Origin of the sequence: Jeotgalibaca sp. A122, from assembly GCF_052266715.1 — a bacterium.
GTDB lineage: Bacteria > Bacillota > Bacilli > Lactobacillales > Aerococcaceae > Jeotgalibaca.
The window spans coordinates 334,794-361,160 of sequence record NZ_JBQPRB010000001.1; the positions used below are offsets into that span (position 1 = coordinate 334,794).

The 26,367-nt window shown below is 41.2% G+C and carries 23 protein-coding genes; 3 read left to right on the forward strand and 20 right to left on the reverse strand.

The features are described 5' to 3' along the window. Window positions 1–39: 39 nt before the first annotated feature. The 3 genes from ACTU7M_RS01600 to ACTU7M_RS01610 form a co-directional block, all read right to left on the reverse strand. A complete protein-coding gene (locus ACTU7M_RS01600; protein ID WP_443472621.1) occupies window positions 40–240 on the reverse strand; it encodes a cold-shock protein in 201 nt (66 codons plus the stop codon). Window positions 241–790: 550 nt separating this feature from the next. Continuing rightward, on the reverse strand, window positions 791–1,309 hold the full coding sequence (locus tag ACTU7M_RS01605) for a DNA-deoxyinosine glycosylase (protein WP_443472622.1): 519 nt from the start codon (window positions 1,307–1,309) through the stop codon (window positions 791–793). A 15-nt stretch (window positions 1,310–1,324) separates the two neighbouring features. Continuing rightward, the gene (locus ACTU7M_RS01610; RefSeq protein ID WP_443472623.1) at window positions 1,325–2,596 is read right to left on the reverse strand and encodes a CinA family nicotinamide mononucleotide deamidase-related protein; all 1,272 of its coding nucleotides are present in this window, start codon (window positions 2,594–2,596) and stop codon (window positions 1,325–1,327) included. A gap of 171 nt (window positions 2,597–2,767) precedes the next feature. On the opposite strand from ACTU7M_RS01610, the gene fabV reads away from it, so the two are divergent. Further along, the gene (fabV, locus tag ACTU7M_RS01615; RefSeq protein WP_443472624.1) at window positions 2,768–3,964 is read left to right on the forward strand and encodes an enoyl-ACP reductase FabV; all 1,197 of its coding nucleotides are present in this window, start codon (window positions 2,768–2,770) and stop codon (window positions 3,962–3,964) included. Window positions 3,965–4,126: 162 nt separating this feature from the next. On the opposite strand, the gene ACTU7M_RS01620 is transcribed toward fabV, so the two are convergent. From ACTU7M_RS01620 to ACTU7M_RS01650, 7 genes are all read right to left on the reverse strand, one after another. Next, the gene (locus ACTU7M_RS01620) at window positions 4,127–4,981 is read right to left on the reverse strand and encodes an ABC transporter permease (protein ID WP_443472625.1); all 855 of its coding nucleotides are present in this window, start codon (window positions 4,979–4,981) and stop codon (window positions 4,127–4,129) included. Continuing rightward, on the reverse strand, window positions 4,978–5,892 hold the full coding sequence (locus ACTU7M_RS01625) for an ATP-binding cassette domain-containing protein (protein WP_443472626.1): 915 nt from the start codon (window positions 5,890–5,892) through the stop codon (window positions 4,978–4,980). Before ACTU7M_RS01625 ends, ACTU7M_RS01620 begins: the two co-directional genes overlap by 4 nt. A 45-nt stretch (window positions 5,893–5,937) precedes the next feature. Continuing rightward, entirely contained in the window at window positions 5,938–8,295 is a 2,358-nt protein-coding gene (locus tag ACTU7M_RS01630) for an ABC transporter ATP-binding protein/permease (RefSeq protein ID WP_443472627.1), read from the reverse strand. A 967-nt stretch (window positions 8,296–9,262) separates the two neighbouring features. After that, a complete protein-coding gene (locus tag ACTU7M_RS01635; RefSeq protein WP_443472628.1) occupies window positions 9,263–9,940 on the reverse strand; it encodes an ABC transporter ATP-binding protein in 678 nt (225 codons plus the stop codon). Beyond that, window positions 9,940–11,067: an ABC transporter permease gene (locus ACTU7M_RS01640; RefSeq protein ID WP_443472629.1), complete on the reverse strand. Its 1,128-nt coding sequence runs from the start codon at window positions 11,065–11,067 to the stop codon at window positions 9,940–9,942. The genes ACTU7M_RS01635 and ACTU7M_RS01640 overlap by 1 nt, the downstream gene beginning before the upstream one ends. Window positions 11,068–11,140: 73 nt before the next feature. Then, the gene (locus ACTU7M_RS01645; protein WP_443472630.1) at window positions 11,141–11,713 is read right to left on the reverse strand and encodes a TetR/AcrR family transcriptional regulator; all 573 of its coding nucleotides are present in this window, start codon (window positions 11,711–11,713) and stop codon (window positions 11,141–11,143) included. Window positions 11,714–11,872: 159 nt separating this feature from the next. Then, window positions 11,873–12,703 carry a DUF2382 domain-containing protein gene (locus ACTU7M_RS01650; protein ID WP_443472631.1) on the reverse strand — a complete coding sequence of 277 codons (831 nt, stop codon included), beginning with the start codon at window positions 12,701–12,703 and terminating at the stop codon, window positions 11,873–11,875. 158 nt (window positions 12,704–12,861) lie between these two features. Between ACTU7M_RS01650 and ACTU7M_RS01655 the strand changes: the two genes are divergently transcribed. Then, on the forward strand, window positions 12,862–13,443 hold the full coding sequence (locus tag ACTU7M_RS01655) for a dihydrofolate reductase family protein (protein ID WP_443472632.1): 582 nt from the start codon (window positions 12,862–12,864) through the stop codon (window positions 13,441–13,443). Window positions 13,444–13,517: 74 nt separating this feature from the next. After that, entirely contained in the window at window positions 13,518–14,063 is a 546-nt protein-coding gene (locus ACTU7M_RS01660; protein WP_443472633.1) for a DUF6512 family protein, read from the forward strand. 220 nt (window positions 14,064–14,283) lie between these two features. Here the strand turns inward: ACTU7M_RS01660 and ACTU7M_RS01665 are convergent, their stop codons facing one another. The 10 genes from ACTU7M_RS01665 to ACTU7M_RS01710 all read right to left on the reverse strand — a co-directional run bounded on the left by ACTU7M_RS01665 (window position 14,284) and on the right by ACTU7M_RS01710 (window position 26,354). Then, entirely contained in the window at window positions 14,284–14,874 is a 591-nt protein-coding gene (locus tag ACTU7M_RS01665) for a DUF4230 domain-containing protein (protein ID WP_443472634.1), read from the reverse strand. Window positions 14,875–14,886: 12 nt separating this feature from the next. Next, window positions 14,887–15,453, reverse strand: coding sequence for a DUF4230 domain-containing protein (locus tag ACTU7M_RS01670; RefSeq protein ID WP_443472635.1), 567 nt, complete (start codon window positions 15,451–15,453; stop codon window positions 14,887–14,889). Between the two features lie 321 nt (window positions 15,454–15,774). Continuing rightward, the gene (locus tag ACTU7M_RS01675) at window positions 15,775–17,211 is read right to left on the reverse strand and encodes a 6-phospho-beta-glucosidase (protein ID WP_443472636.1); all 1,437 of its coding nucleotides are present in this window, start codon (window positions 17,209–17,211) and stop codon (window positions 15,775–15,777) included. 4 nt (window positions 17,212–17,215) lie between these two features. Then, a complete protein-coding gene (locus tag ACTU7M_RS01680) occupies window positions 17,216–19,183 on the reverse strand; it encodes a beta-glucoside-specific PTS transporter subunit IIABC (RefSeq protein WP_443472637.1) in 1,968 nt (655 codons plus the stop codon). Between the two features lie 133 nt (window positions 19,184–19,316). Next, entirely contained in the window at window positions 19,317–20,141 is an 825-nt protein-coding gene (gene licT, locus ACTU7M_RS01685; RefSeq protein ID WP_443472638.1) for a BglG family transcription antiterminator LicT, read from the reverse strand. Between the two features lie 213 nt (window positions 20,142–20,354). Then, window positions 20,355–21,338, reverse strand: a complete 984-nt coding sequence (locus ACTU7M_RS01690; RefSeq protein WP_443472639.1) for a LacI family DNA-binding transcriptional regulator — start codon at window positions 21,336–21,338, stop codon at window positions 20,355–20,357. Between the two features lie 110 nt (window positions 21,339–21,448). Then, the gene (locus ACTU7M_RS01695) at window positions 21,449–22,315 is read right to left on the reverse strand and encodes an ROK family protein (protein WP_443472640.1); all 867 of its coding nucleotides are present in this window, start codon (window positions 22,313–22,315) and stop codon (window positions 21,449–21,451) included. Next, entirely contained in the window at window positions 22,312–23,799 is a 1,488-nt protein-coding gene (locus ACTU7M_RS01700; RefSeq protein WP_443472641.1) for a glycoside hydrolase family 32 protein, read from the reverse strand. Before ACTU7M_RS01700 ends, ACTU7M_RS01695 begins: the two co-directional genes overlap by 4 nt. Window positions 23,800–23,832: 33 nt before the next feature. Beyond that, on the reverse strand, window positions 23,833–25,449 hold the full coding sequence (locus tag ACTU7M_RS01705) for an ABC transporter substrate-binding protein (protein WP_443472642.1): 1,617 nt from the start codon (window positions 25,447–25,449) through the stop codon (window positions 23,833–23,835). A gap of 23 nt (window positions 25,450–25,472) precedes the next feature. After that, on the reverse strand, window positions 25,473–26,354 hold the full coding sequence (locus ACTU7M_RS01710) for a carbohydrate ABC transporter permease (protein WP_443472643.1): 882 nt from the start codon (window positions 26,352–26,354) through the stop codon (window positions 25,473–25,475). Window positions 26,355–26,367 lie beyond the last annotated feature (13 nt).

Below are 26,367 nucleotides of genomic sequence, written 5' to 3' on the forward strand. Positions count from 1 at the left end.
AGCTAGTTCGCTGAGGTGTTTATTAAGTTAAAGTTTAAATTAAGCTTTGTTAACGTTAACTGCTTGCGGTCCACGGTTACCTTGTTCTACTTCAAAAGTAACTGCTTGTCCTTCGTCTAAAGATTTGAATCCATCAGTTTGGATTGCAGAGAAGTGTACGAACACGTCATCTGAACCTTCACATTCGATAAAACCAAAGCCTTTTTCTGCGTTAAACCATTTTACTGTACCGTTATTCATAATGAAATTCCTCCGTTGTGCTTTTGCACGTTATATTTATAATATTTCGTTCAAAAAAATTAAGAGAGAATTAATCATATACATGAATAACATACAATCTAATTTTGTTAAATAAATTACTACATTCATAACTATAATCCTTCTTGCGACAGAAGTAAAGCATTTTGATTTATACGCTCGAAAAAAACTGGTTAGTACCGTGGACGATGTGTCTGTAAAAGGAAACGAATAGCTAGGGGATATTAGTGTCATTTCCTAATAAGAGCCGCTCCTGTATTCCCCACAAAAATTTCTAGAAAATAAAGTGTCTATCGATCTAGGTAACCCACTACAAGTTCGGAATCAAGTAGTCACCTTCTTCATTGTACACTTGTCGCAAGTCATTAACTGCTAATCCTGCTTTTTGCTTTGGAGTCGCATAGGCGTGAGCTAAAGCTAAATTATTTCCGTTTAAAAAGCCAACTCATGTTGCACGAGTCGGCCTTATTACAATTAATAGCTCACTCAGCGAGGTTTTTCTCCGTGAGTGAGCTTTATTTTTGAAAAAGGCTCACTCGCAAAATTGAGTGCGCTTTTTACTAACTTTTTTCAAACCGTATTGAATGGCTTCGTGCCATTGTTTCATCCGTTCTTGTTCACGTCCGTTATTTAAGCCGCTCGTCGATAAGCCACAAATTACTTCATAATCCTGAAAAATAGCGTGCTTTTGTGTTTCCCGATAAGCCGTCTGGCCATTCGCGATAATCAGGTGAATAGCCGTTTGTCCCAGAACGTGCTCGAAATCATTCAAGGTTTCATTTTTGATGTTCACATCCTGGCTGCCCTCACGCTCAACGGTATCATAAACGTCCCACAAGCCAATGCCATGGGCCAACAATGCTTCCAGTCGTTCTGTATAATTAACAGGATCACTAATTCCCAACGCACTAAAGACGGTCCGCCAAAAGGCATTGCCCGGATTACCGTAATATTGTTGCTTCCTTAGCGAAACCACACCGGGATGACTTCCCAAAATCAACACCCGTGTTTGCGCGTTTATAACCGGTCCAAACCCTTTTGTTGCTTCCACGCTCATCCTCCTTTTCTATTTTGATGCATAAACCACATCTTCAATCTCTTCACCCAGCAATACTTGTCGCACCATATTAAAAGCGCTCCAGACTGAATACTCACGATTCATATTGCGTTTATAACCAAAATGGAATTTTTTGGCGAAGGTTTTTTTGTCCTTCCTGGCAATTCCAATCCAGACTGTTCCGGGAATTTCCCCTTCCAGGGAACTGGGACCAGCCGCTCCAGTTAGAGAAACCGCAATGTCGGCGTTGAACTTGGCCAACGTTTTATCGGCCATTTCAAAGGCACATTCCGCACTGACGACGCCATATTTTTTGATGGTTTCTTTGGTGACCTCCAACACTTCGTTTTTGATCGTTTCACTATAAGTCACGACCCCGCCTTCAAAGAAAGAGCCGGCTTCAAATAAACTCGAGACTGTACTTAAAAAAGCACCACCGGTTAAACTTTCTGCTCCAGTGATCATTAGTTCTTTTTCAATCAATAATTCCCGTACGATATTGGGTAAATCATTCTTACCCGTACCGATGATATACGTTCCCGCACACGCCTCGACTTCTTGCTCGGCCTTAGCGAGGAGCTGATTCGCCTTCGCTTCATCCTTTTCAATCGCAGTGATTTCAACTTCGATTTCTAATCCATCCGGATAGATTTGGATAAAGGGATTACCTTCGGATGTCAGTAAATCCGCCAAATCATGGTGCGCCTGCGCCATGGTCAAACCAAACAAACGAATTATTTTTTTGGAAACGACTTTGTTTTCCAAAAGATGTTCCAGAATCAAAGGCTTCGTCTTTTCGTTGAACATCGGTATTAATTCATCTGTAGGTCCTGGCAGTAAAATGAACGTATGTGAATCGGACTGATAGAACATTCCGAGAGCTAAACCGGTAATGTTCACTAATGGTATGGAATCAAGTAAGGTTAGGGCCTGTAACTGATTGTTTTCAGGCATGACTAAATCGGAATTTTTATGGTAGGTGATAATCCGGTTTTGGGTATCTTCATCCAACACAAGTGGTTTATTCAAATGCTCTGAAAGGGTCGTTTTGACGATATCATTTGCATTTGGACCCAACCCGCCCGTAATGACGATAATATCTGCCTGGTCTTCGGCACGGAGGATGGCATCCATTAATTTTTCACTTGAATCATGGATCATGACAGCTTGGGTCATTTCAATTCCAATAGATGACAATTCACGCGTCAGGAAAGAAGCATTATCGTTTACTGCGAGACCGGTTAATAAGCTTGAACTAACGGTAATAAGCTCGGCTTTCATAATCCCCACTCCTCTTCATCGTTTCGCTTTATGTTAAAATAATTTTAGCATAATCAAAAGTTCTCTCAAACTGTATGGTTTTTATTTAAGGTACAGTTATCTGAATTGTGTTCCATTTTATCTTTTTCTGATATGATACTCTCATATCAACCTACAGGGGGAAATTAAAACATGCTTACTTTCAAACAAAATATACGTGGAAATGTCGCCTTAGGTGTAAATCCACTTGGATGCAAACAAGAAGTATTGAATCAAATAGATTATGTAAAAAACAAAGGAACTTTTGAAGGACCGAAAAAGGTTTTAATTATTGGTGCCTCATCCAGTTACGGCTTAGCCACACGCATTAGCTTGGCTTTCGGTGCGGGTGCAGATACCATTGGTGTTTCTTTTGAAAAGGGACCTAAAAACGAGCGTAACTTGGGTACAGCTGGTTGGTACAATAATATTGCCTTTCGTGAAGCAGCTGAGAAAGAAGGACTGGTTGCCAAAAACTTTGTGCAAGATGCCTTCAGTCATGAAACCAAACAAGAGGTCATTGATTATATCAACAACGAGTTCGGTGGCAAAATAGATTTGGTTGTTTATAGTCTGGCGAGTGGTATAAGGAAAGATCCGACAACCGGCGAAACACATAAATCCGCTATTAAAGCAATCGGCGAACCCGTGATTGGCCCAAACATCAATATGCAGGAAGAAAGCTTCTACACCCAAACTTTAGAGCCCGCAACGGAACAAGAAATCGCTGATACCATCAAGGTCATGGGTGGCGAGGACTGGGTCCTTTGGATGGAAGCACTGAAAGAAGCCGGTGTTCTGGCTGAGGGTGTATTGACGACCAATTATTCCTATCTTGGAACTGAATTGAACCATTCCTACTACGGTGGTGGTACTCTGGGACGCGCTAAAGCTGATGTGGACGACAAAGCAACGCACATTAATCACCTGTTGGCAGATATCAATGGTAAAGCTCAAGTGGTGGTCGCAACTGCCGTGACAACCAAAGCAAGTTCAGTCATTCCTTTCTTCCCGGTCTATTGCATGGGGCTTTATAAAGTGATGTCCGAAAAAGGCACGCACGAAACACCAATTGAGCATATCGACCGCATTTACCGTGACATGGTATACGGCGACAAACCCGAGTATGATGAAGTTGGTCGCTTAAGACCGGATAATTGGGAAATCGACAGCGATACCCAAGCCAAAACCAAAGCATTGATTGAACAGATAAATGCAGAAAACTTTACTTCTGATATGACTGCTTATGGCTTGTTCTACAAAGAATTCTCAAACTTGAGTGGTTTCATGGTGGATGGTTATGAGGAACAAGAAGTTACTTTGGAAGATTTAAAAGCATTAACATTTTAAGTTGTAGCAAGTAGAAAGCCTGCATAACTATTTTAATTTTTCAGAGAGTTGTGAGCAGAGTAGAAAATGATAAAACTCCGGAAGAGAAAAATTCTCTTCTGGAGTTTTTTCTTTGGAATTACTTACCAACAATTTCCACCAGCAGATGTGGTATGGATAACCTCATTTTTTCCTCTTAAAACTCCAGATCGAAAGCAGATAAAAAACAATAGCCATAACAGACAAGTATAGAAAGCTCAGCCAAGGAGAGATTTCTGTTCCATTCCATTCAAACCTTATGCCCATGAATTGTTCAAACCCCTCCCTTGCCTCCATAGGGGCCTCTTGAAAAACTTTGTCAACTGCATCCCTTGTCATTGTTTGTCGCAATAAGGAGGCCGAGTGCGATACCGGGAACAATTTGACAACAGTTTGGATGACTGGCGGCAGGATACCAATCGGGAGATAAATCCCAGCCAAGAATCCGGTCAAGGTACCGATGACGGAACTCATGGTCCCAAAGGCATTCTCGCTTTGCATAAATGAAACCGGGAAGTAGACAAAAGCTGTATTGGTGATTACCGACAGGATAATCAATCCAATAACATTAACGGTATCCAACAGGCTCAGCCACTCTCCACCATTGAAAATAATGAAAAGTTCACCCACAAACAGAGCCAGTAGCGTCATGAAAAGCCCGACTATAAAAGCACCGAAGAGGTAACCAGCCGTTAATTTACTGGTCCGAATAGGCGAGGAGGAAAAATCCTTGAAAATCTGTTTTGATTTATCTTCCACCATGATACTGAAGGCCCCCATGGTTGTAGTGATGGATGCCGCTGCCAAAATCCCACCGACCAACCATGTATCCATCAGATACTGGGCACCATCCAGTCCATCCAATAACCCGCTCTGGTAATTTTCTCCCAGAAACAGAATGTAGAGGGCAAAAATAATGAGGATTGCCAATAAAGAAAAGAATACACTTGTCCGATCACGCAAAAACACTAGGACGTTGCGTCGAATGATGGGAATCATGTCCGTATCTCCTTTCCCGTAATACCAATAAAAGCGTCATCCATTGAACCCATCAATACTTCAAAATGTTCCAGATACGGAGCACACGCATTCAATAAGGGTATGGCCTCCAATGTCTTTTTCAAAGGAACCTGGAAAGTCGTGCCTTTTTGTTCAAATGGCATATTTTTTTGACGGAGATACCCTGCTATCGCAACTGAATCAAGGGCGTGAAGCACTAATTTATCGGTACTGTATTTTTCCTTGAGTTGTTCTGGCGTGCCTTCTGCCGCCACTTTTCCTTTATCAATCACCACCACATAATCCGCGGCCGCCGCTTCTTCCATGTAGTGAGTGGTCAGGAAAATGGTCATTCCTGTTTCCTTTTGCAATTTCCGGATCGTTTCCCAGACATTGCTACGCGTCTGCGGGTCCAATCCGGTCGTAGGCTCATCCAAAAAAAGGATTTTGGGGCGGTTCATGAGAGCACGGGCAATATCCGCGCGCCTTCTCTGGCCGCCAGATAGTTTCCCGTAAGGTCGGTTAAGAAATTCGATTACACCCGTTGCTTTGATCGCTTCCTCCATTGCCTGATCCCTTTCCAGACGTGTCAATCCGTAAAAGCTTCCCCGTACTTCAAGGTTTTCCTTTACCGTCAAAAGGTTGTCGAGGAGCCCTTTTTGAAAAACCACACCAATGCTTGCTTTGATTGCGTAGTCATCCTCCCCCAATTCTTGCCCATTTACGCGCACACGACCACTGTCAGGATTTAACAACGTGCAAATAATATCGATCGTGGTTGATTTTCCAGCCCCGTTCGGACCCAAAAAGGCGAAAAGTTGTCCTTCTTCCACATGAAAATCAATCCCGTCCACGGCCTTCACTTCACCATAATACTTTTTCAGGTTCTCAACTTGGATAATAGGTTCCATTAAATTATCCTCCTTCAGGTGTACAAATATAATCTATAACAGCATTCATTCGGTCCGAAGAGCGATAACAGGATCTTTCCCGGCCGCCATTCTGGAAGGAATGAAGCCAGCAATTAAAGTCAGAATCATACTTCCGACCACCAATGCTACGGCATGAAGCGGATTAAAGTCGGCGATACCGGCAATATCCGTCAGGTTTTCAATCAAGTCATTAATTGGGAAAGTAAGCAAATATGAGATACCAACCCCAAGCACACCTGATGTGAAGCCAATAATCAGGGTTTCGGCATTGAACACACGGGAAATATCTTTCTTGCGTGCCCCCACACTTCGAAGAATACCAATTTCTTTTGTACGCTCAATCACGGAAACATACGTGATGATACCGATCATGATTGTCGAAACTACCAAAGAAATAGCCGCAAAACCTGTTAACACGTAGGTTATCGTATTAATGAGCGTACTGGTCAGCGAAGCGATTGTTTCTGCCAAGTCCGTATAAATCAGTTGGTCCTCTTCAGCCTGGCCTGCATTGTAGGCATTCAGATATTCTTTTATAAGGTCTTTGCTCTCGTAATCTCTTGGATAAATACGGATGGCGGTAGGTGTCGTATCGGCCCCTAGCGTGAGTAGAACATTTTTCTTTGCCTCTTCGTCCAGAGGTGTCCCTAATAGTACATGCCGATCGGACTCTTCTTGGGCAAGTGCGATTTCGCTTCTTTCGGCATCCGCCATCACCAAAGAGGTCAAAGCAGGTGTGTAGGCCAGACCGGTAGACAAGTAGTTACTGGTGGCATCTTCCTGAGGGCGCAAAATGCCGGTGATAGTAAGTTTAGTTCCCTCAACACTATCAAACAACGTTTCATAATCGGCTGGGCTGGCCGGTGTGAAAATCTCCCCATTTTTTGTGTAGTAGTCATCGTTGGGAATAACGTTCAAAATGGTCTTGCCAATAAAATCGGTGAGCTGATAATTTTCGGCATCCTCCGTCATCCCTAATTTTTCAAAAAAGGCTTTGTCAATGCGGTTATAACTGTCCACAACCAAAACCGCTTCGTTTTCCCCGGAAGGGAGCCGGCTGCCTTCTCCAATCAAATCATAGAGCGTTAATATAAACGCATCATCCTCGGGTAGTTCCTGCCAATAGGTGCCGTTACCACCTATATCAAAGCCACCCGGTTCCGGTATGGTTTCGAATTTGACGACTGTCTCTTCCCCTTTCGCAAAGAGGTTCATAGTCACCCCTTGCGTATAGGCAATGTCATTGACTGCTTCGGGTAATTCATTTTCCAGTTCTTCAATATAATCCAGATAGTCCTGTGTGATGACATTTTTATGCTGGGTGCTGTCCTGGGAATCATAGGAATAGAGAATATTTTCATCGGGAAATTCCACATTGGTATCCCAAGGAGCTGTTGCTCCCGATGTGGGTCCTTCTCCCGTAAAATCGATCGTTTGTTCATTTGTGGTGATGGTGATGGGGTAATTACTCAAGGTATCCGACTGAGAACTGCTGATATAGGCTGACATTCCATTGGACAATGCCAACACCAAAGCGACTCCAATAATACCAATGCTGCCGGCAAAGGCGGTGATAATCGTTCGACCACGTTTAGTGAGTAAATTACGGAAGGAAAGTGAGGTTGCTGTCCAAAGAGACATTGCGGTTTTTTTGAATTTTGAGGGTGATTGCATCGGAAAATCTTCCTGCGTTTGCACTTCTTCCACAGGGTTACTATCGGACTGGATTTTACCATCCAACATACGGATCGTCCGATCGGAGTATTTTTTCGCAAGTTCCCCGTTGTGGGTGACCATAATGACGAGGCGCTCACGGGATATTCCCTTTAAAATATCAAGGACTTGTGTTGAAGTACGGCTGTCCAATGCCCCAGTCGGCTCATCCGCAAGAATGATGTCGGGATCATTGACCAATGCCCTGGCGATAGCGACACGCTGCATCTGACCGCCAGATAATTGGTTGGGTTTCTTATTGATTTGATCTGCCAAACCCACTTCCACCAACACTTTTCTCGCTCTGTTTTTCCGTTCAGAAGCAGAAACACCCGATAAAGTCAGGGCAATTTCCACATTTTGCAGGACAGTCTGGTGCCCGATTAAATTGTAAGTTTGAAAAACAAAACCAATGGAGTTGTTGCGGTAAGCATCCCAATCGTTGTTCTTGAATGCTTTGGTGGATAAACCATTGATTATCAAATCACCACTGTCATAGCGGTCCAAACCCCCGATAATATTCAAGAGTGTCGTCTTCCCGCAGCCTGAAGGTCCCAAGATGGCGACAAATTCATGTTCCCGGAACCCCAAGGAAACAGCATCTAAAGCGGTGACCAGTTCGCCGCCGGTATACGTTTTGGTAATATGATCCAATTTTAGCTTCAACATAATCATTCCTCCGTTTTACACCTGAGATGCACTAAAGTTTATTGACAGAAAATACCAAACCCCTATTTTGCTGTGTCTCGGTAGAAGACTACCGCCTCTAAGCGAAGCCCCAAAACAAACATTCTGCCTTTCGTAATAACGTGAGAACGCTTAGTGTAAATGGGGCGATTCCGTTATGTTCTTGATACTTTTCGATTGCTTCCACCAAATTTCTTGTGAATCGATCAAATCCTTCCCCAATCTTGCGTTAATTAAACCATTTCACTCGTGATTTTTGCTTGAAATGGTTTAATTATGGTTTATTAAACCATTTGTACCTAAAAAATTAATAGAAATGGTTTAATAACGGTTAATTAAACCATTTTAATGGATTTTCTATTATAAAATGGTTTAATTCCGGTTGAAAGACTTCGCTGTCCGTGATAGATACATGAATGCAAGAGGCGCTGCGAATGAGAAGCCATCAACTGTCAGGAGAACGGATAGGTTCAGCTATTTAGCAATCTCCACCTTCAAGAATCGTCGGATTTTAAGATGGATTAGTTCAAATACTATTATACAACAACCGCTTTCATTACCAGGTCTATTTATCCTCGTAGAAGAGCTATTTTGAACATTTCATAAAATCATTTAAATGAAAGTCCCGGTTGTTAATCTGTAAAATTGCCAGCTTACCAAACAAGCTATCCCAATAAGAAATCAGGTTTGGAATTGTTACATAGTCTTCTAATTCTTTTCTTTGTTCCGGTTAGGACGTGTATTGCCTGTAATAACACCAATTTTTACAATGAATTTCCTTTTGTATCATCCATATTTTAAGTTTAGTCATTTTGAGAACGCTTCACAAGCAGTCGCTACTAGAGCATTTGTATGGACATAACGTATTCACCCTTTCATGCAAAAAGATAGCGGGCGATTTATCTTCTTAGCCGCCCGCTATCTTTTACAAATTTAATTCCTGTTATTCTTAAGCCTCTTCGGTTAAGATGCCGTCTTCAATACGGTAAACGCGGTCACAGTAAGCTAACATACGTTCATCATGTGTCACCATCACGGCAGCCTTGTTACGCGCTTTTACTTCTTTGGCAATCAGCGATACGACTTCATGTCCCCGTTTCGTATCCAGGCTTGCGGTTGGTTCATCCGCCAAAATAATTTTTGGATCGTTCATGAAGGAACGTGCAATTGCCGTCCGTTGACGCTCGCCACCGGATAATTGGTGAGGGTATTTGTGCAACTTGTCCCCCAAGCCAATTTCGGTTAACAATTCTTTCGCATATTCACGGTCTTCCGGTGTAATCTTGCCGCCCATTTTTTTGACAACCAACAACTGATCCAGCACGGTTAAGTAAGGAAGTAGGTTCGATGTCTGTAGGATAAAACCGATTTTGGATAAACGCACCTTAGAGAGTTTTTTCTCAGATAGAGAAGCAATATCCTCGCCATCGATGAGCACTTTACCTTCAGTCGGTTGCAGTAAGGCACCCGCGATTGAAAGGAAGGTACTTTTCCCTGATCCCGATGGTCCAATAATGGCAATGAATTCACCCGGTTCAACGCTTAGCGATAGATTTTCTAACGCTGTGTTTGAAAATTCTCCCTCTTTATAAACCTTTGTAACATTGGATAGTGTAATGCCGCTCATTATTCAACCCTCCCTAACGCTGTAATTGGATCAATCTTGATAATACTTCTGATAGAGAACAGTGATCCAATCAAGCTCGTCGCCAATAATACCAAACTGTAAATAATAACCATTTCGGGAAGTAAATTAAACGGCATACCTTCCGGCAATATTAATGTCATTAAATACGTTAACCCGATCCCAATCAAAATACTGATGGTTGATAAAAGGAATACCTGCGATACAACGCTTCTGATCACAAAAGCATTGCTTGCGCCAATTGCCTTCATCACACCAAACTGATGAACTTTTTGCGTTGTCAGCACGTAGAAGAAAACCGCAATCACAAAAGCTGAGATAAAGATTAACAGCCAAAGCATCAAGTTAATCGTCCCGCTCTCGGCAGAATAACCAGGCACGCCGTTCAGCGTTTCTTTTTTATTGGCAACTTCAATACCACCAATAGCAGATGTCATTTGCTCTGCATCCAAATTTTTTCCTTTTAGGAAGATGGCACTGATAGGTTTTTCAATCCCCATATCGGAACCAGGCACGAGATATTTAAATTCGCGCAATGTGTCGAGGGTCACGAATATGGCAGGCATATGGTTAAGTGTTTTATTTTCCACAAAGCCACCAATCTCATATTCTGTACCAACACCACTCAATGTGATGGTGTCCCCTAATTCAAAACCTTCATTTATTAAACTGGAATCCACCAAGACCCGGTTTGGGCTCTTAGTATCCAGAACTTCCCCAGAAGTAACGGTTGGTTCCAAGAAACTACCTGGTTCCACCCCAACGAATAAAACGGATGTTTTTTTACCAGTTTCTTCGTCTACGCTAGCACCATGTAAAATCGCTCCCGCAGCTGTAGCAATTCCGGCAGCTTCATCTACGCCATCTAGTTGTGCAACCTCCTCTACCACGCTTTCTGGCAAAGTAGATTTTCCTAAAGTAAATTCCGCTTCTTCTTCAAAAACCGCTAAGTCCATATCTGAATAACGGATAACTGCTGTACCGAGATCAGACAAACCATTCCCTAATCCGGATAACATAAAAACAAGCCAAGTAATCAAAACGATAATAAAACCAATTAGAAAAAATCGTTTTTTAGAGAACCATAGCTCTTTACGCGCTAAAAACATACTATTCCTTCTTTCTTCACTTATTAATGAAAGCAGGATTAAGTATAGCCTAAAGTGACATGAGTGTCACTAATTATGTTTTTAAAATTCCTTCAAAAAGCATCTTTTTAACAAAATAAGCCCGTTCTTCAAATGACAACCCTGCCTGATTTGGTAGATTTATGCTGTGAAAGACCGTCTCGATAATAACCATTGATGGGATTTCAGGATTCAGGTACTCCTTTTCCTTTCCCTCTTCAATTATTTGTTGGATAAATCCAAAAAAGCGTGTGTGGAGTTCTTTGGATTTAATAATATCAGGATCACCGGCGTTTTCTTTCGTCCACTTACGTGTTGGAACCATCGCGGAAATTGCATGCGTATCTGCATAAGTAAATACCAAATCGATTAAAGCAGAGAGTTTTTCAGGATATGCCACTGGCCACTCCGTCGCATCCATTTGTGCGACCACTTTTTCTAATTGGTGATTCAGGTATGCCTGAAGAAGTTCATCCTTATTGGTATAATGTTTATACAGTGCCGTTCGGGTTATATCGAGTTTTTTGGATACCATTTGGAAAGAAAAGTTATCATAGCCCACTTCCAGCATCAAGTCATGCGTTGCCTGATAGAGCTCTTGTTGGGTAAAAGTTTTTTTACGTGCCATACTCATCACTCCATTTCAGGTTTATTTTAGCATATTCGTTTGACTGGGGTGCTATAGTTAAGGAAATTAGTCTTTACTGGTTTTGGTCATTTATTTAATCATTACAAATAAATAAGTAGGCAGAACCCTTTGGGGCCCTGCCTACTTCTCTTAATCTGTTTAAATTAAATCATCATTTTCATCTTTAACGTGAAGGTGTTCATCGCCCTCGACTTCCAACTCTTCTTTACGAACAGTATCCGTAACTTTTTTATTTTCCGTTACTTTGTCTTTACGGATAACCACTTCTTCCACAACATTCGTATGTTTGGACACATCCACTTGTTCTTCAGTAATTGGAATAACAATCTCTTCCGAATCATCAAACTCATGGATTGATTCATTAGTTGAATCTGGATTCGTTACACGACGGCGTTCAATTGTCACTTCGTCATGGGAGACCGGAACATCCACTGTTTCTGTTTCCTCAGTCACATGTTTTTGTAGCCTTACGTCACCTGTTTGTACTTCTTCAGTATGTACATCCAAACGTTCTTCTTTAAGCTTAAGCGTCTCTTCATCATGAAGGCGGTCCGTCTCAGTATCATCCCTAAAGGTTGTATCGGTTTGATCGCTTAAAACGCCGGTATGAGTTGTTGCTGCATCCTTGTCGACAAGGACTAAGATGTTTCCTCTATCTAAATCATCACGATAGGATGATAATGGGTCATTGTCTACATTGTAGTCTGGCGTATTATAATTGTGTTCGTAAGCATCATCAAAGGTAAACGCATCTTTGATTTTTTCCCACAATGAACGCTCTTCATCAGTCCCACCAAGATCATTATCTGTAGAAACTTCCGCATTCAATGTATAGGGAATCTGATCCCGAACTGTGTCATTAGCAACAATATAAATGTCGTTGCGGCCATAACCTTGTTCTTTTAAACGTTCCACAGCATCGAATGCTTGAGTGACAGTTTCATAACTTCCTTCTACATGTCTATTCATAATACATTTCCTCCCTGTGTTGTAAATCTATAGTTTATTGAACATTTTTATTGTAGCCTTTAAAGTAAGGGAATTCAAATAATACCCATTGTGCGATTTAAACGTTTACTTTTGCTACAATTATCATGACAGATCAAGGGACTGGAGGCCTTATGGAAATGGCTAAATTAATCTATCCTATTAATGTGTCGTTGGACGGCTATATGGAAGATGATGACGGCAATCTCGCGTGGTCTATTTCGGATGAGGAGATTTTTACATTTTGGGCTGATTTTCTATGCTCTATTGGCACCTACCTGTATGGACGCCGCATGTATGAAGCAATGGTGTATTGGGAGAAAGAAAAACTTCAAATACCAAGTAACTTTACTAGTGGTGATCAGCCAGATACCCTATCAGAGTTTGCACGGATTTGGCAAAAGGCTGAAAAAATTGTTTATTCCCGGACGCTTCAAGACGTTTCAAGTGCCAGGACTAGGATTGATGACGAATTCAATCCTGATGCAATCCGGAAGTTGAAAGAGTCTTCGAGTTCCGATATTACGATTGGCGGGCCCCACCTTGCCAAACAGGCTATAAGCATGGGACTCGTTGACGAACTTCATATTCTTATTCATCCCATCATCTTAGGTGGTGGCAAGCGAGCTTTGCCGGATAACCTGAATATGCCGCTCGAACTGCTTAGTGAGCGCCGTTTTGCAAGCGGGGTTGTCCACCTCCACTACCGCCTGATGCTTTAAGTTCCGGAAAGTTGAATCCCTTGATGACGTCATTTTTTCCTTCGATAAAATCGGCTTGGATAGGAGGTGAAATCATGATTCCAAATCGTTCAACCGTAGACAACCATTTCAATAAAAAATACAGTTGGATCGGTACCATTGTTGTCTATCTTTTTTCCACGCCCTTACACTTTTTGTATAAATGGACTGGAGAAATAACCTTGGTCGGCATCTTTACCCCAATCAACGAAAGTGTCTGGGAACACTTGAAGCTGGTGTTCTGGCCGCTACTGATTTGGTGGGGAATGGGCTATCTCCTTTTCCGTGATAAAAAACAATTATCACCAAGCAAATGGTTCACGGCAGGCACCGTTTCTATTTTCATCAGTATGCTCTTCATCGTGGGTTGGTACTATATTTGGAAAGGTGGCTTCGCCAAAGAATCCCTCGTCATAGACTTCAGTTCTCTCATAATCGGGGTTCCGATTGGCCAAGCCATTGCCATCCATATTTACCGCGTCATCCAGCCACGTAAGCTCTACCTGTTGCTATCGTTCGTATTTCTTTTCGTGATGGGAGTTTTATTTGTTTACACTACCTTATCCCCACCGGCTTTTCCGATTTTCACTCCAAATAATTAAAGAGATGAAAAAACGACGATTGGTGATTCAGAAAATTGCTAATCGTCGTTAAATGGCAATTTCGCGCCTGTCAGCTGCTTACTTTTTTTCTGACCGTCGCTTTTTTGGGAAATCACGACGATTAGCTCAAAAAGCAAAACTTAATCGTCGCTAACGTCAAAAAAAGAATCTTACAAACGAAAAAGAGTGAGGCTGAATGTTTCAGCTCCACTCCTTTTTTCTATTCAGATGCCTTTGCTTCTTGCCACTTAATTGTATATTCAGTGTCCGCAGCTTTTGCTATGTTCTCAATATAATTCTCCAGTAAACTTTTTACCCGGTCCTTAGCTTCAACGAGCAAAGCTGTATCATTGGAGGCGTTAGCTTCCAGTTGTTTTTGAGCTTCTTCAAAAGCAATGCGTTCGTCTTCTGCATTTATTTTAGCAGAGTCCTTATCCACTATGAAAGAATCCTCAGATAAACTAGAAGAATCCACAGAGACTGATTGGACCTCGGCTTCCGGCAGGGTAATAATTACTTCATTACCATTAAGCGTCATTGATACTCTAGAAAAATCAATCCCAACCGTTACTATGCCACTATACTCGATCCAGAATTCTTTATCTTTAGACCATAACCAGAATCCTTCTACATCCTTTTGCGAAAACTTCGCTACATTATGATAATAACTATCCAAAACTGCCAACTCGGCGATCGCTTGCATTTGATTCAGTTGTGGCGTTGGTAAATCCATTGCAACACCTGTTCCCACACAAGAAAATAGGAAAATCGTACTTATCATTGAAATAATGATTTTTATTAGTTTAGTCATTTCTATTAACTCCTATTCTATTTCAAGTGTATAAGTGGGCAGGCTGTTCTCAATAAGCGGTAGAATGATTGCTTTTACTGTTTTTTGGGCGTTTTTCTCCGCCAGTTCATAAATAGTGTCTTGTGTAGTTGCTTCGGTCTTTACATCTTCTTCTGCTGCTTTGTAGGCTTGTTCGATAACTGTTGAGCGATTTGCTTTCTCATTAAAAAAAATAAAGTCTAGGGTTGCAATGTCTACAGTGGTTTCAGTGATATATACGTTCGGAAGTGTAATCTTTATTTTTTCAGTTTCCTCATCAATTTTTACTTGGATATCTTCAAAATTTATTCCAGCTTTAATACGCGATTCATAGGAAACAAAATAGTCCGTCTTGTCACTTTTTGTATTTACCACTTCTGCGATACCATTATATACCGCTGTATACGTTGATAATTCACTCGTTTCGATTATCTTTTCGATACTTGATACTGTTATTACTGAAGGTGAATCTTTACTGAATACTTCATCCTTTAAGAAAACACTTAAAAAAATAAGACCAATGCCTATTATTATGATGTACAAAGAATGTTTCTTTTTCATCGCTACGCCACCTGTAAGTGATATTTTTTTACGCAATATATTTCATTTTATTATCACAAACTTTTTATTAAACTACAATATCAATTCCCTGAAATTATCATTTCCACATAGACTATTAATAAATAATGGTTCTATTATTTATGGTGTTGGTAGATATTCTTCTCGGTAAGCCCGGAGACTACAGGCTCCAGGCGGTCCCACGGCAGTACACAAGTAAACACGCAGGCCGAAGGGCATTGCCTTCACCAACACCAGATAACCAAGAACCTAAATAATAAAGCACCCAGGAAGTTTATCTCTTCCCGGGTGCCACTTTAAAACTTATTTGTAGTTATCAACGCTTAAATCTTCACCGTTTGTCTCGATAACTTTTTTATACCAGTAGAACGAATCTTTGCGGCTGCGTTTCATTGTGCCATTTCCTGCGTCATCGCGGTCGACATAGATGAAACCATAGCGTTTAGACATTTCACCCGTTGATGCGGAAACAAGGTCGATACAACCCCAGGTAGTGTAGCCCAGTAGCGGAATTCCGTCTTCTTCGACAGCTGCCTTGAAAGTTTCGACGTGTTGTTTCAAGTAGGCAATGCGGTAATCATCATGGATGCTGCCGTCCGCTTCTGGTGTGTCATTGGCACCCAATCCGTTTTCCACGATGAAGAGTGGTTTTTGATACCGATCCCAGATGGTGTTCAAGGTTGTGCGCATACCCAACGGATCAATTGCCCAGCCCCACTCCGATTTTTCCAAGTAAGGGTTCACGGCCCCTTTGAAGGCATTACCAGTGATTGCTTCACCCGGTGCAAGTTCGGCTTTGGAAGTCCGGGTCGAGTAATAGCTCAGGGAAATGTAGTCCACTGTATTTTCTGCCAAGACTTTTCGGTCTTCTTCAGTCATGCCAATGTCGATACCTTCTTTTTCAAATTTGCTCTTCGTCCAACGTGGGTATTCGCCGCGGGATTGCACATCGATGAAGAAGAAGTTTTCTTGGTTAGCCACTTGTGCCTCGCGGACGTCTTTCGGGTTACAGCTAAACGGGTAGTAATCCCCGGCCGCAATCATGCAGCCCATCTGCGCGTCTGGATCTATTTCCTTCAATACTTTGGTTGCGCGCGCACTCGCCACGAGTTCGTGGTGGGCCGCTTTGTAAAGCACCTGTTCGCGGTTCTCGCCTTCTTCGAAATAGATTCCGGCACCCATGAACGGTAAATGGAACAACATGTTGATTTCATTTACGGAAATCCAGTATTTCACTTTGCCTTTGAAACGGTTGAATAAAGCCGTCGCATATTTCTCGAAAAGTGCAATCATTTCGCGGCTTTTCCATGAACCATAGTCATCAATCAAGGTTTTTGGTACATCAAAGTGGTTGATGGTAACAACCGGTTCAATGTTATATTTCAGCAACTCATCGATCACATTCTCATAGAATGCCAAACCTTCTTCATTAGGCTCTTCTTCCAACCCAGTCGGGAAAACGCGGGACCAAGCCATTGAGAAACGATACGCTTTGAAGCCCATTTCTGCGAACAGAGCAATATCCTCTTTATAGTGACTGTAGAAATCGATTGCTTCTTGGGAAGGATAGAATTGTCCTTCTGGAACGTCTGCGTAGTGACGTTCCCCCGCCAAGATAGCGCGGCGATATTCGCCATGGGGAATCAAATCCACACTCGTCAATCCTTTACCACCGGCCAGATAGCCGCCTTCTACTTGATTCGCAGCTGTTGCGCCGCCCCAAAGAAAATCTTTTTGCATGTTTTTATATACCCCTTTCTTGTAACTTCAATGTAGTGAGTAGATAGTCACCTTTTTCAATACGTGCTTCTTGTGCCATAAGCACATCCATGAAAGTATTGGTGTTGGTTACGACAATTGGAATGATTGGGGAGTAACCTGCTGCCTTGATGGCTTCAATGTCAAAACGAATCAATGTCTGACCCGCTGAAACAGTTTGGCCTTTTGTAACCAATGCCTCAAAACCTTTGCCGTTCATTTCAACTGTGTCCAGACCGATGTGAATCAACAGTTCCGTCCCTGAATCAGTCGTGATGCCAATTGCATGACCGGTTTCAAATAATGCTGTTACGGTCCCGTTAGCCGGTGCCACAACTTCCCCAACCGTTGGATTGATTGCAATCCCTTTACCCAACGCTTCACTGGAGAAAACTTCATCCGGTACTTCATTCAAAGGCATAGTGTCGCCGGTTACAGGGCTGCCGATAATTTCTTCATTTGCACTGGCCAGCATTTCTTGTTCGGTTACTGCTTGTGTGTCATCTTTGACTGGTTCAGCGGCTACCGCTTCGTCCAAAACCGGAACCGGCATCACCATTTGCAACACAAAACCGATTATGATGGCGATGGCAAAACCGATAACAGTATTCCATACGTTCATTGAGATGGAGCCATCCGGTTCAATCATGTTCAGGACGGAGAAAACACCCAAGCCTCCTGTCCGGTAAGCAGCAGCGTTCGTTGCCCCGATATACGCGCCACCAACCAAGTTTCCGATCAAAGCATACATGAATGAACGTCTCAATGGTAACATTAAACCGTAGATAGTTGGTTCGGAAATACCGAATAACAGTGAAATAGAACCTGGAATAGCAATATCACGGACACGTTTTTCTTTAGATTTAAATGCTAGAGCCAAGACTACACCCAGAACACCAAAGGTCGAAACCATTGCGACTGGACTAATTGGGTTGGAACCTTGTTCCGCCAACAAAACATACATAATTGGAATAATTCCCCAGTGCAATCCGAAGATAACCAAAATTTGCCATGCTACACCAAGGATTGCTCCAAACAATAACGGACTGAACGCTTGCAAAGCAGTAAAGACTACGCCGATCAAGTCAGATGCCCATGATGCGACTGGACCGATAACCAAATACGCAAGTGGAACAGCAATAATAACGGTAAAGAATGGTGTTAAGAATGATCGTACCAAAGATGGGATAAGCACCCGCATCCGTTTTTCAATTTCCGCACCCGCCCAAACGGCTAAAATCGTCGGAATAATGGCAGAAAAATAATTTCCACTTGGTGGCAAAATGACTGGTAGGCCCAAGAATGTTGAAAAGACTGGTGATTCGAATGGCGTACCTGCAAATAGCGTATAAAGTGGTGTGTCACCCAACAAATTACCGATACCAGGGTGTAACAAAGCAACCGTAATTGCCAAGGCAGTAAACTCACTCATCTTGAATTTGCGTGCTGCCGTCAAGGCTACCATAATTGGCAAGAATTGGAAGAACGCATCACCGGCGAAATTGACAATCAAGTATAGACCAGATGTCGGATCAACACCAAACGTTGTCATTAAGGCTGCAACACCTTTAATCATCCCCGTAGCCGCCAATGGCATCAAGAACGGTTGGAAGATTCCGGAAATAAAATCAATGAATTTAGTCACGAAGCTACGATCATCTTGCACATCAACTTCTTCCGTTTGGCCTCCGCCATTTCCCAGTTTACTTATTTGCATCAAGCTTCCGTAAACTTCCGCAACTTGTTCACCAATTACGACTTGGTATTGACCCCCGCTTTGAACAACTGTTACGACGCCATCCAGACGTTTGATATAATTCGTATCCGCCTTTTTATCGTCCTTCAAATTAAAGCGCAGACGCGTGATACAATGACGTACGTCTTTGACGTTGTCCTCCCCGCCTACATGATCCAATATATCCTTAGCTAACTTATTGTAATTTTGATTAGCCATCCTTTTCCACTCCCTTAATTTTTATTTTTTCCAAAAAGAAAAACCTAAAAAGACGACAAAGCGGCCCGCAAAGCGAGTGTCTGTCATCTTCTTAGGTTTTGCCTGGAAACCAGTAACAATCCTTAAAAGATTATTATTTAATTTTATTGATGTGAATCGTCAGGTAAACTTGTTCTTCCATTTCAATGTGATAACCGTAGCGTTTTGAAACGAAGTGTTTTATTTTTTCCGAACATGCAAATGCTTCAGGGTAGTTAGTGATGATTTGTTCATACAGGAAACTGTCATTCTTCCCTTGATAGGTATGATTTGTTAAAATCCGTTCTGCAAAAAATTGTAGATGCACGACGAAACGACTGAATGCAAAACTATTGGAATCGAATTGTTCGTTGAAGTGTAATTCCACAATCTTGATGATATCCTCAACCAATTCAACGGAATGCATGGTATCACTGATGGTGACATTATCTTTTTGGGCATTAATCAGATGCAAGGCAATGGATGTTGCTTCATAGTCATTTAATCTTACACCCACGTGCCTTTCGATAATCTCCAATCCCTTCAGACCAACTTTCAGTTCATCGGGGTATAAACGTCTAACTGACCATTCCAATGGATTCTTCAAGGGCATTTTTTGATGATGCCGTTCAATAGCGAAATGAATATGATCACTCAATGGAATCAATAAATTCGCTCCAAAGGTCGTCTTTAGTTCTTTTTCCGCTTCATCAATAATTTCTGAGACGGCTGTCATTTCTTCGGCCGATATTTCTTGGTACATTGAAATAATTTCATCATTAAAAGGTTGCAAGATGTATCGCTTCTCAATCCGCGTTTCATCAATGGTATCACCTTTTTTCTTTTGAAAGGCGACGCCGCTCCCGGTAATCACGTAACTATGTCCGTCATCATCCATCACTTGTGCAGCATTATTATTCAATACTTTTTCAATATTCAACGGCGTCTCTCCTTCCAAATGCTTCATGATAAAAAATAAATACCTAAAAAGGATACACCAACCCCATCCTAAAAACGGAGTACCGGTAACCTTCTTAGGTATTGCCTGCTAGTCAGTAACAATCCTATGACATTACTTTTTATCAACTGAATTTTTTCTCTAACAGGAGTATAACAAGTTCTGGAAATTAATGCAATCGCTTTAATAGTTTTTTTATGGGGATTGTACTTTCTTCGTCGTACTTCCTTCTGCAAAAAACACCGGCAAAACGGTTCGAGAAGGTGTGCCTTTTCCTTGAATGACGTCCAGTAACAAAGATACTGCCGTTTTTGCCATTTCTTCAACTGGTTGAACGATTGTGGAGACAAGGTAATCTGTTGCTACCGTCATTTTTAATCCATCAAACCCGATTACTTGGATATCTTCGGGTACCCTTTTACCAAGTTTTTCGATAGCTTTAATGACATCAACCGCGGCTAAATCGGTAATGGTAAATATGCCATCGATTTCAGGATTATCAGTCAAGAATTTTTCCACTTCAAAGGTTAAATCGGTAATCGGTTCATGTAAATCCAGTACTGCGCAATTTAATCCAATTTTTTCAGCTTCAAGTTGAAAATGCTTGCGCCTATTTTTGGTTTCATTAGGTATTTCTTGATGTCCCCCTATAAAGGCAACATTTTTGGCGCCCCGTTTTTTTAATTCATTGGCCGCGATTTTACCGCCTTCAATATTATCAGCTGTAACATAAATCACGTCCTCTGTAAAATAACGGTCAATACTTACGAAAGGAAGCGTGCTCGAAATATACTGATCAATATCCGAGTATGTAATACCAATAATACCATCAACTTTATTCTGCTTTACCATTTGAATATACTCATATTCTTTGGCCGAATTACCATCAGAATTACAAAGGTACATTTTATAATTATTTGCCTCCAATGCTTCTTCAACGTAGTAAGCAAATTTACTGAAAAAAGGATGCCAAACAGTAGGAAGTATAAGTGCAACGGTATGGGTCTTATTTGTTTTCAATCCTCTGGCATAAATATCGGGTTCATAATTTAATTCTTTGATAGCAGCTTTTACTTTAGAGGCTGTACTTTCTTTAACAGGCACATTATTTATAACGCGCGAGACACTTCCCACTCCCACTCCTGCTAATTTTGCAACATCTTTCATCGTTGCTTTCAATAGTTCCACCTCCATTACAATTGTTCTCATCAGCTAATTATAAATGACTCATAACCAAAAAACCATTACCCCTCCAAGAAGTTGATTTATCTTGGAGAGATAATGCGATACTACTCAAAATGTTTCTTTGCAAGTGCCAAACAACCGATCGTTCCAGCGTTGTCTTTTAGTTCTGGTTGTAAAATGTAAGCATTTAAGTCGGGCGTTGCAACGTAATCATTCATAAGCTCTTTAAAGTTAGCTTTAATCTTGTCCAGTAAATAAGGTTGATTCATTACCCCACCACCAAATATGATGACTTGAGGGGATAGGAATAGTGTTGTGTTATAGGCAGCTTGAGCAAGATAATCTGCTATATAGTCCCATACCGGATTATTTTCTTCAATTTGCTCTCCTTTGATTCCTAGTCTGTCCTCGATGGTTGGGCCCGCTGCAAGTCCCTCAAGACAATTTTTGTGGAAAGGACAGTTTCCTTCATATGTATCAGAATGATGTTGCTTAACGATCATGTGTCCCATTTCAGGATGGCCAAATCCTTGGATGAATTCTCCAGCATTGATCGCACCTGCCCCAACACCTGTACCGACAGTGAAGTAAACACAACTTTTGGTTCCTTGGGCATTCCCTTTAACATACTCACCATAGCAAGCTGCATTCACATCCGTGGTGAAATATATTGGAACATTTAATGCTCTTTCCAAATTCCCGACGATATCGTACATGTTCCAACTTAGTTTGGGTGTGTTGGTGATATAACCATAAGTCGATGACCCTTTATTGATATCCGCTGGACCGAAAGAGCCTAAACCGATTCCTTTCAAAGAATAGTCCTTGAAGAAATCAATCACTCCTTTAATTGTTTCCCCCGGGGATCTTGTTGGGATCGTTATCCTTTTGATTATATTTAACTCTCCATCGCCCACTGCAAGAACAAATTTTGTTCCACCCGCTTCGATACTTCCGTAAAGGTTACTCATACTTCTACACTTCCGATATCCAATGACAATACTTTTAATACGCCATCTGAATAAATCTTTAAGTTTGAGTCTTCAACCTCTTTGTAGAATGTAAATGTCATCGTCTTTTCGTTGTTAACAAATACTTCAATAGAAGTGGTATCCATGAAAATCTCTAGTTCAATAAGTTGTTCCTCTACGAATACTTGCCTTTGTGTTAAGTGGCTTTCTTCGTCACCTGTTATCTTATGACCATAATTATTTCGACTGAGTGTAAGTAGTTGAGCGTCTTTGTCATAATCCAGAATTAACCCACCATTATCAGTGCCTAATAATGTAAGTGAGAAGCTTTTGTTTTTAACAGTATCTACTTTTAATTTATAATACTGATTTTTCGCTACACCGGATTCAATCTCTAAAACTTCATTATCAACGATAAAATCTTTTTTAGAGTCTTCTATCGCAATACTCTTGTATATTTCAGAAACAGGTTTTTGATAAAGTTTATTCTCTTTAATACCCAACTCACGCGGAAGTGTCATTGAACCAGCCCAACCATGTCCGAGTTCATCAGTGGGGAACGTTCTTCCCCACATTTGCATCCAGGCAACCATAATTCTTCTGCCTTGATCATCCTTTAGCGTTTGAGGGGCATAAAAGTCTAGTCCGTGATCAATTTCGTGAATATTATCGACTTGTAAGGTTCCTTTTTCCCAATCCATCTCACCTACAAAGACTGCTGTTGAACTCGTATTATGATATTCAATCCCTTGAGGCTTCATTTGAATAGGCGACATGATCAAAACGTCTTTACCATCAAGGTGGAATAAATCAGGACATTCCCACATAACCCCTTGTTCCGGATTTCCTTCTAAAAGGACCGAATAAAAAGTCCATTCATACATATCAGAAGATTGATAGAGGAGGATTAATCCTCTATCATCAGCTGTTTTTGAGGCAACAACAGAATAGTAAATACCATCTTTCTCAATAACTTTAGGGTCACGGAAATCTTGAATCATTCCGTATTCGCCTATTTCATTTTCACCAATAACGGGATTCGATTTATATTTGGTAAAATGAACGCCATCTTCCGAAACTGCCACGCATTGGGTCTGAATAACTTTCCCATTCTCGTTCAGATGCCCCGTATACATCAAATACAATTTCCCATCTTTCTCGATGGCACTCCCAGAGAAGCATCCATCCTTGTCGTAGGCCTCATCCGGCGCTAACGCCGTAGGAAGCTCTTCCCAATGAATGAAATCTTTTGTTTTTGAATGTCCCCAATGCATCGGACCCCATTTAGAATCATACGGATAAAACTGATAGAAAAGGTGGTATTCTCCTTTATAATATACAAATCCGTTGGGATCATTCATCCAGCCTACCGGTGGCATCAAGTGATAATTATTTCTAAATGTCTCATTTACTGATTTTCTATTTTTGTCAATATACTCTCGCGCTCGGTCAAGAGAATAAGCTTGTTCAACTAATTTTTCCACTAAGGCACCCCTCTTACATCACATAAATTGTCATTATTGGTTTGATTGGAACTGGTCATAGGCATTTTGTTTAATCGTTAACCATTCACTCAATCCTAAACGTTCCAGTTCTTCAAGGTAGCTATCCCATTCTTCATCAATCATGCCATTTGTAATCCATTCGGCACGTTTTCTGTTCACAAATGGGAACAAGTCTGCATCGATTTGTGCAATACGGTCAGCATCATCCAAACTTAAAAATACACGTGGGTAATTATTTTCATTATTAGCGTATTCGACGTAGTTCTCATGTAAAATATCCAAACGCCATTGTGCATCATCCGGCATTGTCGTTACCGTTCCAAAATATTCATCCAAAATCGCTAACGGACCGCCCGCTTCTGTTTTTTGACGCAGTTCGCCAGGAGCTGTTCCATCTAGAGGCAAATGTTTCAACATATTATTAGCTTCATCCAGCTCAAAAATATTTTGTAGCTCTTCATCGCCGTAAGTTCCCCAGTTATTTTGAACCGATTGGATGGGTTCGTACATTTGATCCGCCCATTTCGCCGTTAATTCCAAGTTTTTGTTCGCACTTGTAATGACAAAACGATCACGGCTAAATCCGAAACCATTTGTTCGTGTTACGTGTTTGATGCCTGTTGGACCTTCCAAAACTGGCAATGGTTGGTAAGATTCATTAGCTCCAGATGCATTGGTTTTGTCCCAAGTGAAATATAAGCCATAGCGTTGTTCTTTTCCTTTCGCTATATAAGCATTCCAATCGTGTTCAAAAGCTTCTGGATCAATCAGTCCTTTTGCGTATAACTCACTAAAGTACTTAGTCGCTTCTTTGTACTCTTCGTTATCTGCCGTAAAATCGACCGTGCCATCATCATTCACTACCAAGTGATCATCATTATCACCAATTCCGAAAGCGCCATACAAGAATTTCATATCTTCATTGCCACCATCAAAAATAAATGAAATTGGAATTTCATCCGCTTCACCATTGCCATTCGGGTCTTGCGTTTTAAATGCTTCCAGCACTGCCATTAACTCATCAGTCGTTTCCGGCATTTCTAAATCCAATGCTTCTAACCAATCCACGTTAATCCACGGCATATCATTTACGGTATGAATGGATTCTTTGCCTTGTCCCAGTTCCTCAATCCATGGCAATGAATAAATGTGGCCATCAGGTGCTGTAATCATTGCTAAATATTCCGGGTTTTCGTCCAACACTTTCTTGAAATTAGGCATATGGTCATTGATTAAATCCTCTAATGGGATAATGACGCCATCATCTGCCCAGGAAAGGAGATCATAGTCACTTGCACCGGCATTCCACATCGCATCTGGCAAGTCGCCTGAAGAAATATCCAAATTGCGTTTTTCAACATAATCAGAAGAATAGTTTTTCCAATCAATCTGAACGCCAGTCTTTTCCTGAAGACGTTCAAAAATCAATTTTTCATTCGGATCTGCTGGAGCGAGCGGAGAACTCGATGTCGTCATTTTTAAAGTGACCGTTTCTTCTAATGGAAATGAAACATCTGTCAGTTCATAATCCTCTGAAGAAGCACTCCCAGTACTACCTCCACACGCCGCCAATAACAAGCTTGCAGAAGCCCCTAAAACTAATGGAAAAACTTTTTTTCTTTTATTCATTATATTTATCTCCTTTTTATTTATTATCCTTTTAATGAACCAGCCATCATGCCTTTATCAAAATACTTCTGGAAGAATGGGTACATAATCAACAATGGCAAACTTGAAACGACGATTGTAGAATATTTAATCAGTTCGGCTAATTGCGCCATCTCTGCCATCTCTGTTGCAGCACCAACCATGTTTTGTTGCGGTTGATTCTGAACAAGTATTTTACGAAGGACGAGTTGCAAAGGTTGTAAATCCGCATCATTCAAATAAATCATTGCATCAAAGTAAGCATTCCATTGCCCTACAAATGCATATAGAAACAGTACGAAAATAATCGGTTTTGCTAGCGGTAACATGATTTTGAAGAACACTTGCATTTCGTTGGCACCATCAATTATTGCCGCTTCTTCGAGCTCGTTTGGCAGTTGACTGAAGTAGGTTCGCGCTAAAATAATATTCCATACATTCACTGATCCCGGAAGAATAATCGCCCAAATCGTGTTCAGCATACCCAAGTTTTTAATCAATAAATAAGTGGGAACCAGTCCACCCCCAATAAACATGGTCAAGATTAGAAAAATCGTTATCGGTCTCTTACCAACCAGATTTTTTTTGGCCAGTGGATAGGCCGTCAAGATCGAAACGGCTACGGTTAAAGTACTAAAGGTGACTGAATAGACGATGGAATTTATAAAACCCCTTACAATTGCAGGGTCTTGTAAAACGCGCTTATAGCCTTCCAAAGTCCAGTTACCCGGATTAAGACTCAAACCTTGCGTTCTTAAAGTAAACGGATCCATAAAAGAAGCAATCAAAACATATATTAAAGGTCCCAGCGTAATTAAAATCAACAAGCCAATCACTAATCTGTTTAACCAAAGAATTCGTCTATCAAATTTTGTTAATGAAATCATCTTTTATCCCTCC

Excerpts from the sequence above, each read along its gene's own strand:
- ACTU7M_RS01600 (WP_443472621.1), bottom strand. The coding sequence starts at position 240 with ATGAATAACGGTACAGTAAAATGGTTTAACGCAGAAAAAGGCTTTGGT.
- ACTU7M_RS01610 (WP_443472623.1), bottom strand. The coding sequence starts at position 2,596 with ATGAAAGCCGAGCTTATTACCGTTAGTTCAAGCTTATTAACCGGTCTC.
- fabV (WP_443472624.1), top strand. The coding sequence starts at position 2,768 with ATGCTTACTTTCAAACAAAATATACGTGGAAATGTCGCCTTAGGTGTA.
- ACTU7M_RS01620 (WP_443472625.1), bottom strand. The coding sequence starts at position 4,981 with ATGATTCCCATCATTCGACGCAACGTCCTAGTGTTTTTGCGTGATCGG.
- ACTU7M_RS01625 (WP_443472626.1), bottom strand. The coding sequence starts at position 5,892 with ATGGAACCTATTATCCAAGTTGAGAACCTGAAAAAGTATTATGGTGAA.
- ACTU7M_RS01630 (WP_443472627.1), bottom strand. The coding sequence starts at position 8,295 with ATGTTGAAGCTAAAATTGGATCATATTACCAAAACGTATACCGGCGGC.
- ACTU7M_RS01635 (WP_443472628.1), bottom strand. The coding sequence starts at position 9,940 with ATGAGCGGCATTACACTATCCAATGTTACAAAGGTTTATAAAGAGGGA.
- ACTU7M_RS01640 (WP_443472629.1), bottom strand. The coding sequence starts at position 11,067 with ATGTTTTTAGCGCGTAAAGAGCTATGGTTCTCTAAAAAACGATTTTTT.
- ACTU7M_RS01645 (WP_443472630.1), bottom strand. The coding sequence starts at position 11,713 with ATGGCACGTAAAAAAACTTTTACCCAACAAGAGCTCTATCAGGCAACG.
- ACTU7M_RS01650 (WP_443472631.1), bottom strand. The coding sequence starts at position 12,703 with ATGAATAGACATGTAGAAGGAAGTTATGAAACTGTCACTCAAGCATTC.
- ACTU7M_RS01655 (WP_443472632.1), top strand. The coding sequence starts at position 12,862 with ATGGCTAAATTAATCTATCCTATTAATGTGTCGTTGGACGGCTATATG.
- ACTU7M_RS01660 (WP_443472633.1), top strand. The coding sequence starts at position 13,518 with ATGATTCCAAATCGTTCAACCGTAGACAACCATTTCAATAAAAAATAC.
- ACTU7M_RS01665 (WP_443472634.1), bottom strand. The coding sequence starts at position 14,874 with ATGACTAAACTAATAAAAATCATTATTTCAATGATAAGTACGATTTTC.
- ACTU7M_RS01670 (WP_443472635.1), bottom strand. The coding sequence starts at position 15,453 with ATGAAAAAGAAACATTCTTTGTACATCATAATAATAGGCATTGGTCTT.
- ACTU7M_RS01675 (WP_443472636.1), bottom strand. The coding sequence starts at position 17,211 with ATGCAAAAAGATTTTCTTTGGGGCGGCGCAACAGCTGCGAATCAAGTA.
- ACTU7M_RS01680 (WP_443472637.1), bottom strand. The coding sequence starts at position 19,183 with ATGGCTAATCAAAATTACAATAAGTTAGCTAAGGATATATTGGATCAT.
- ACTU7M_RS01695 (WP_443472640.1), bottom strand. The coding sequence starts at position 22,315 with ATGAGTAACCTTTACGGAAGTATCGAAGCGGGTGGAACAAAATTTGTT.
- ACTU7M_RS01705 (WP_443472642.1), bottom strand. The coding sequence starts at position 25,449 with ATGAATAAAAGAAAAAAAGTTTTTCCATTAGTTTTAGGGGCTTCTGCA.
- ACTU7M_RS01710 (WP_443472643.1), bottom strand. The coding sequence starts at position 26,354 with ATGATTTCATTAACAAAATTTGATAGACGAATTCTTTGGTTAAACAGA.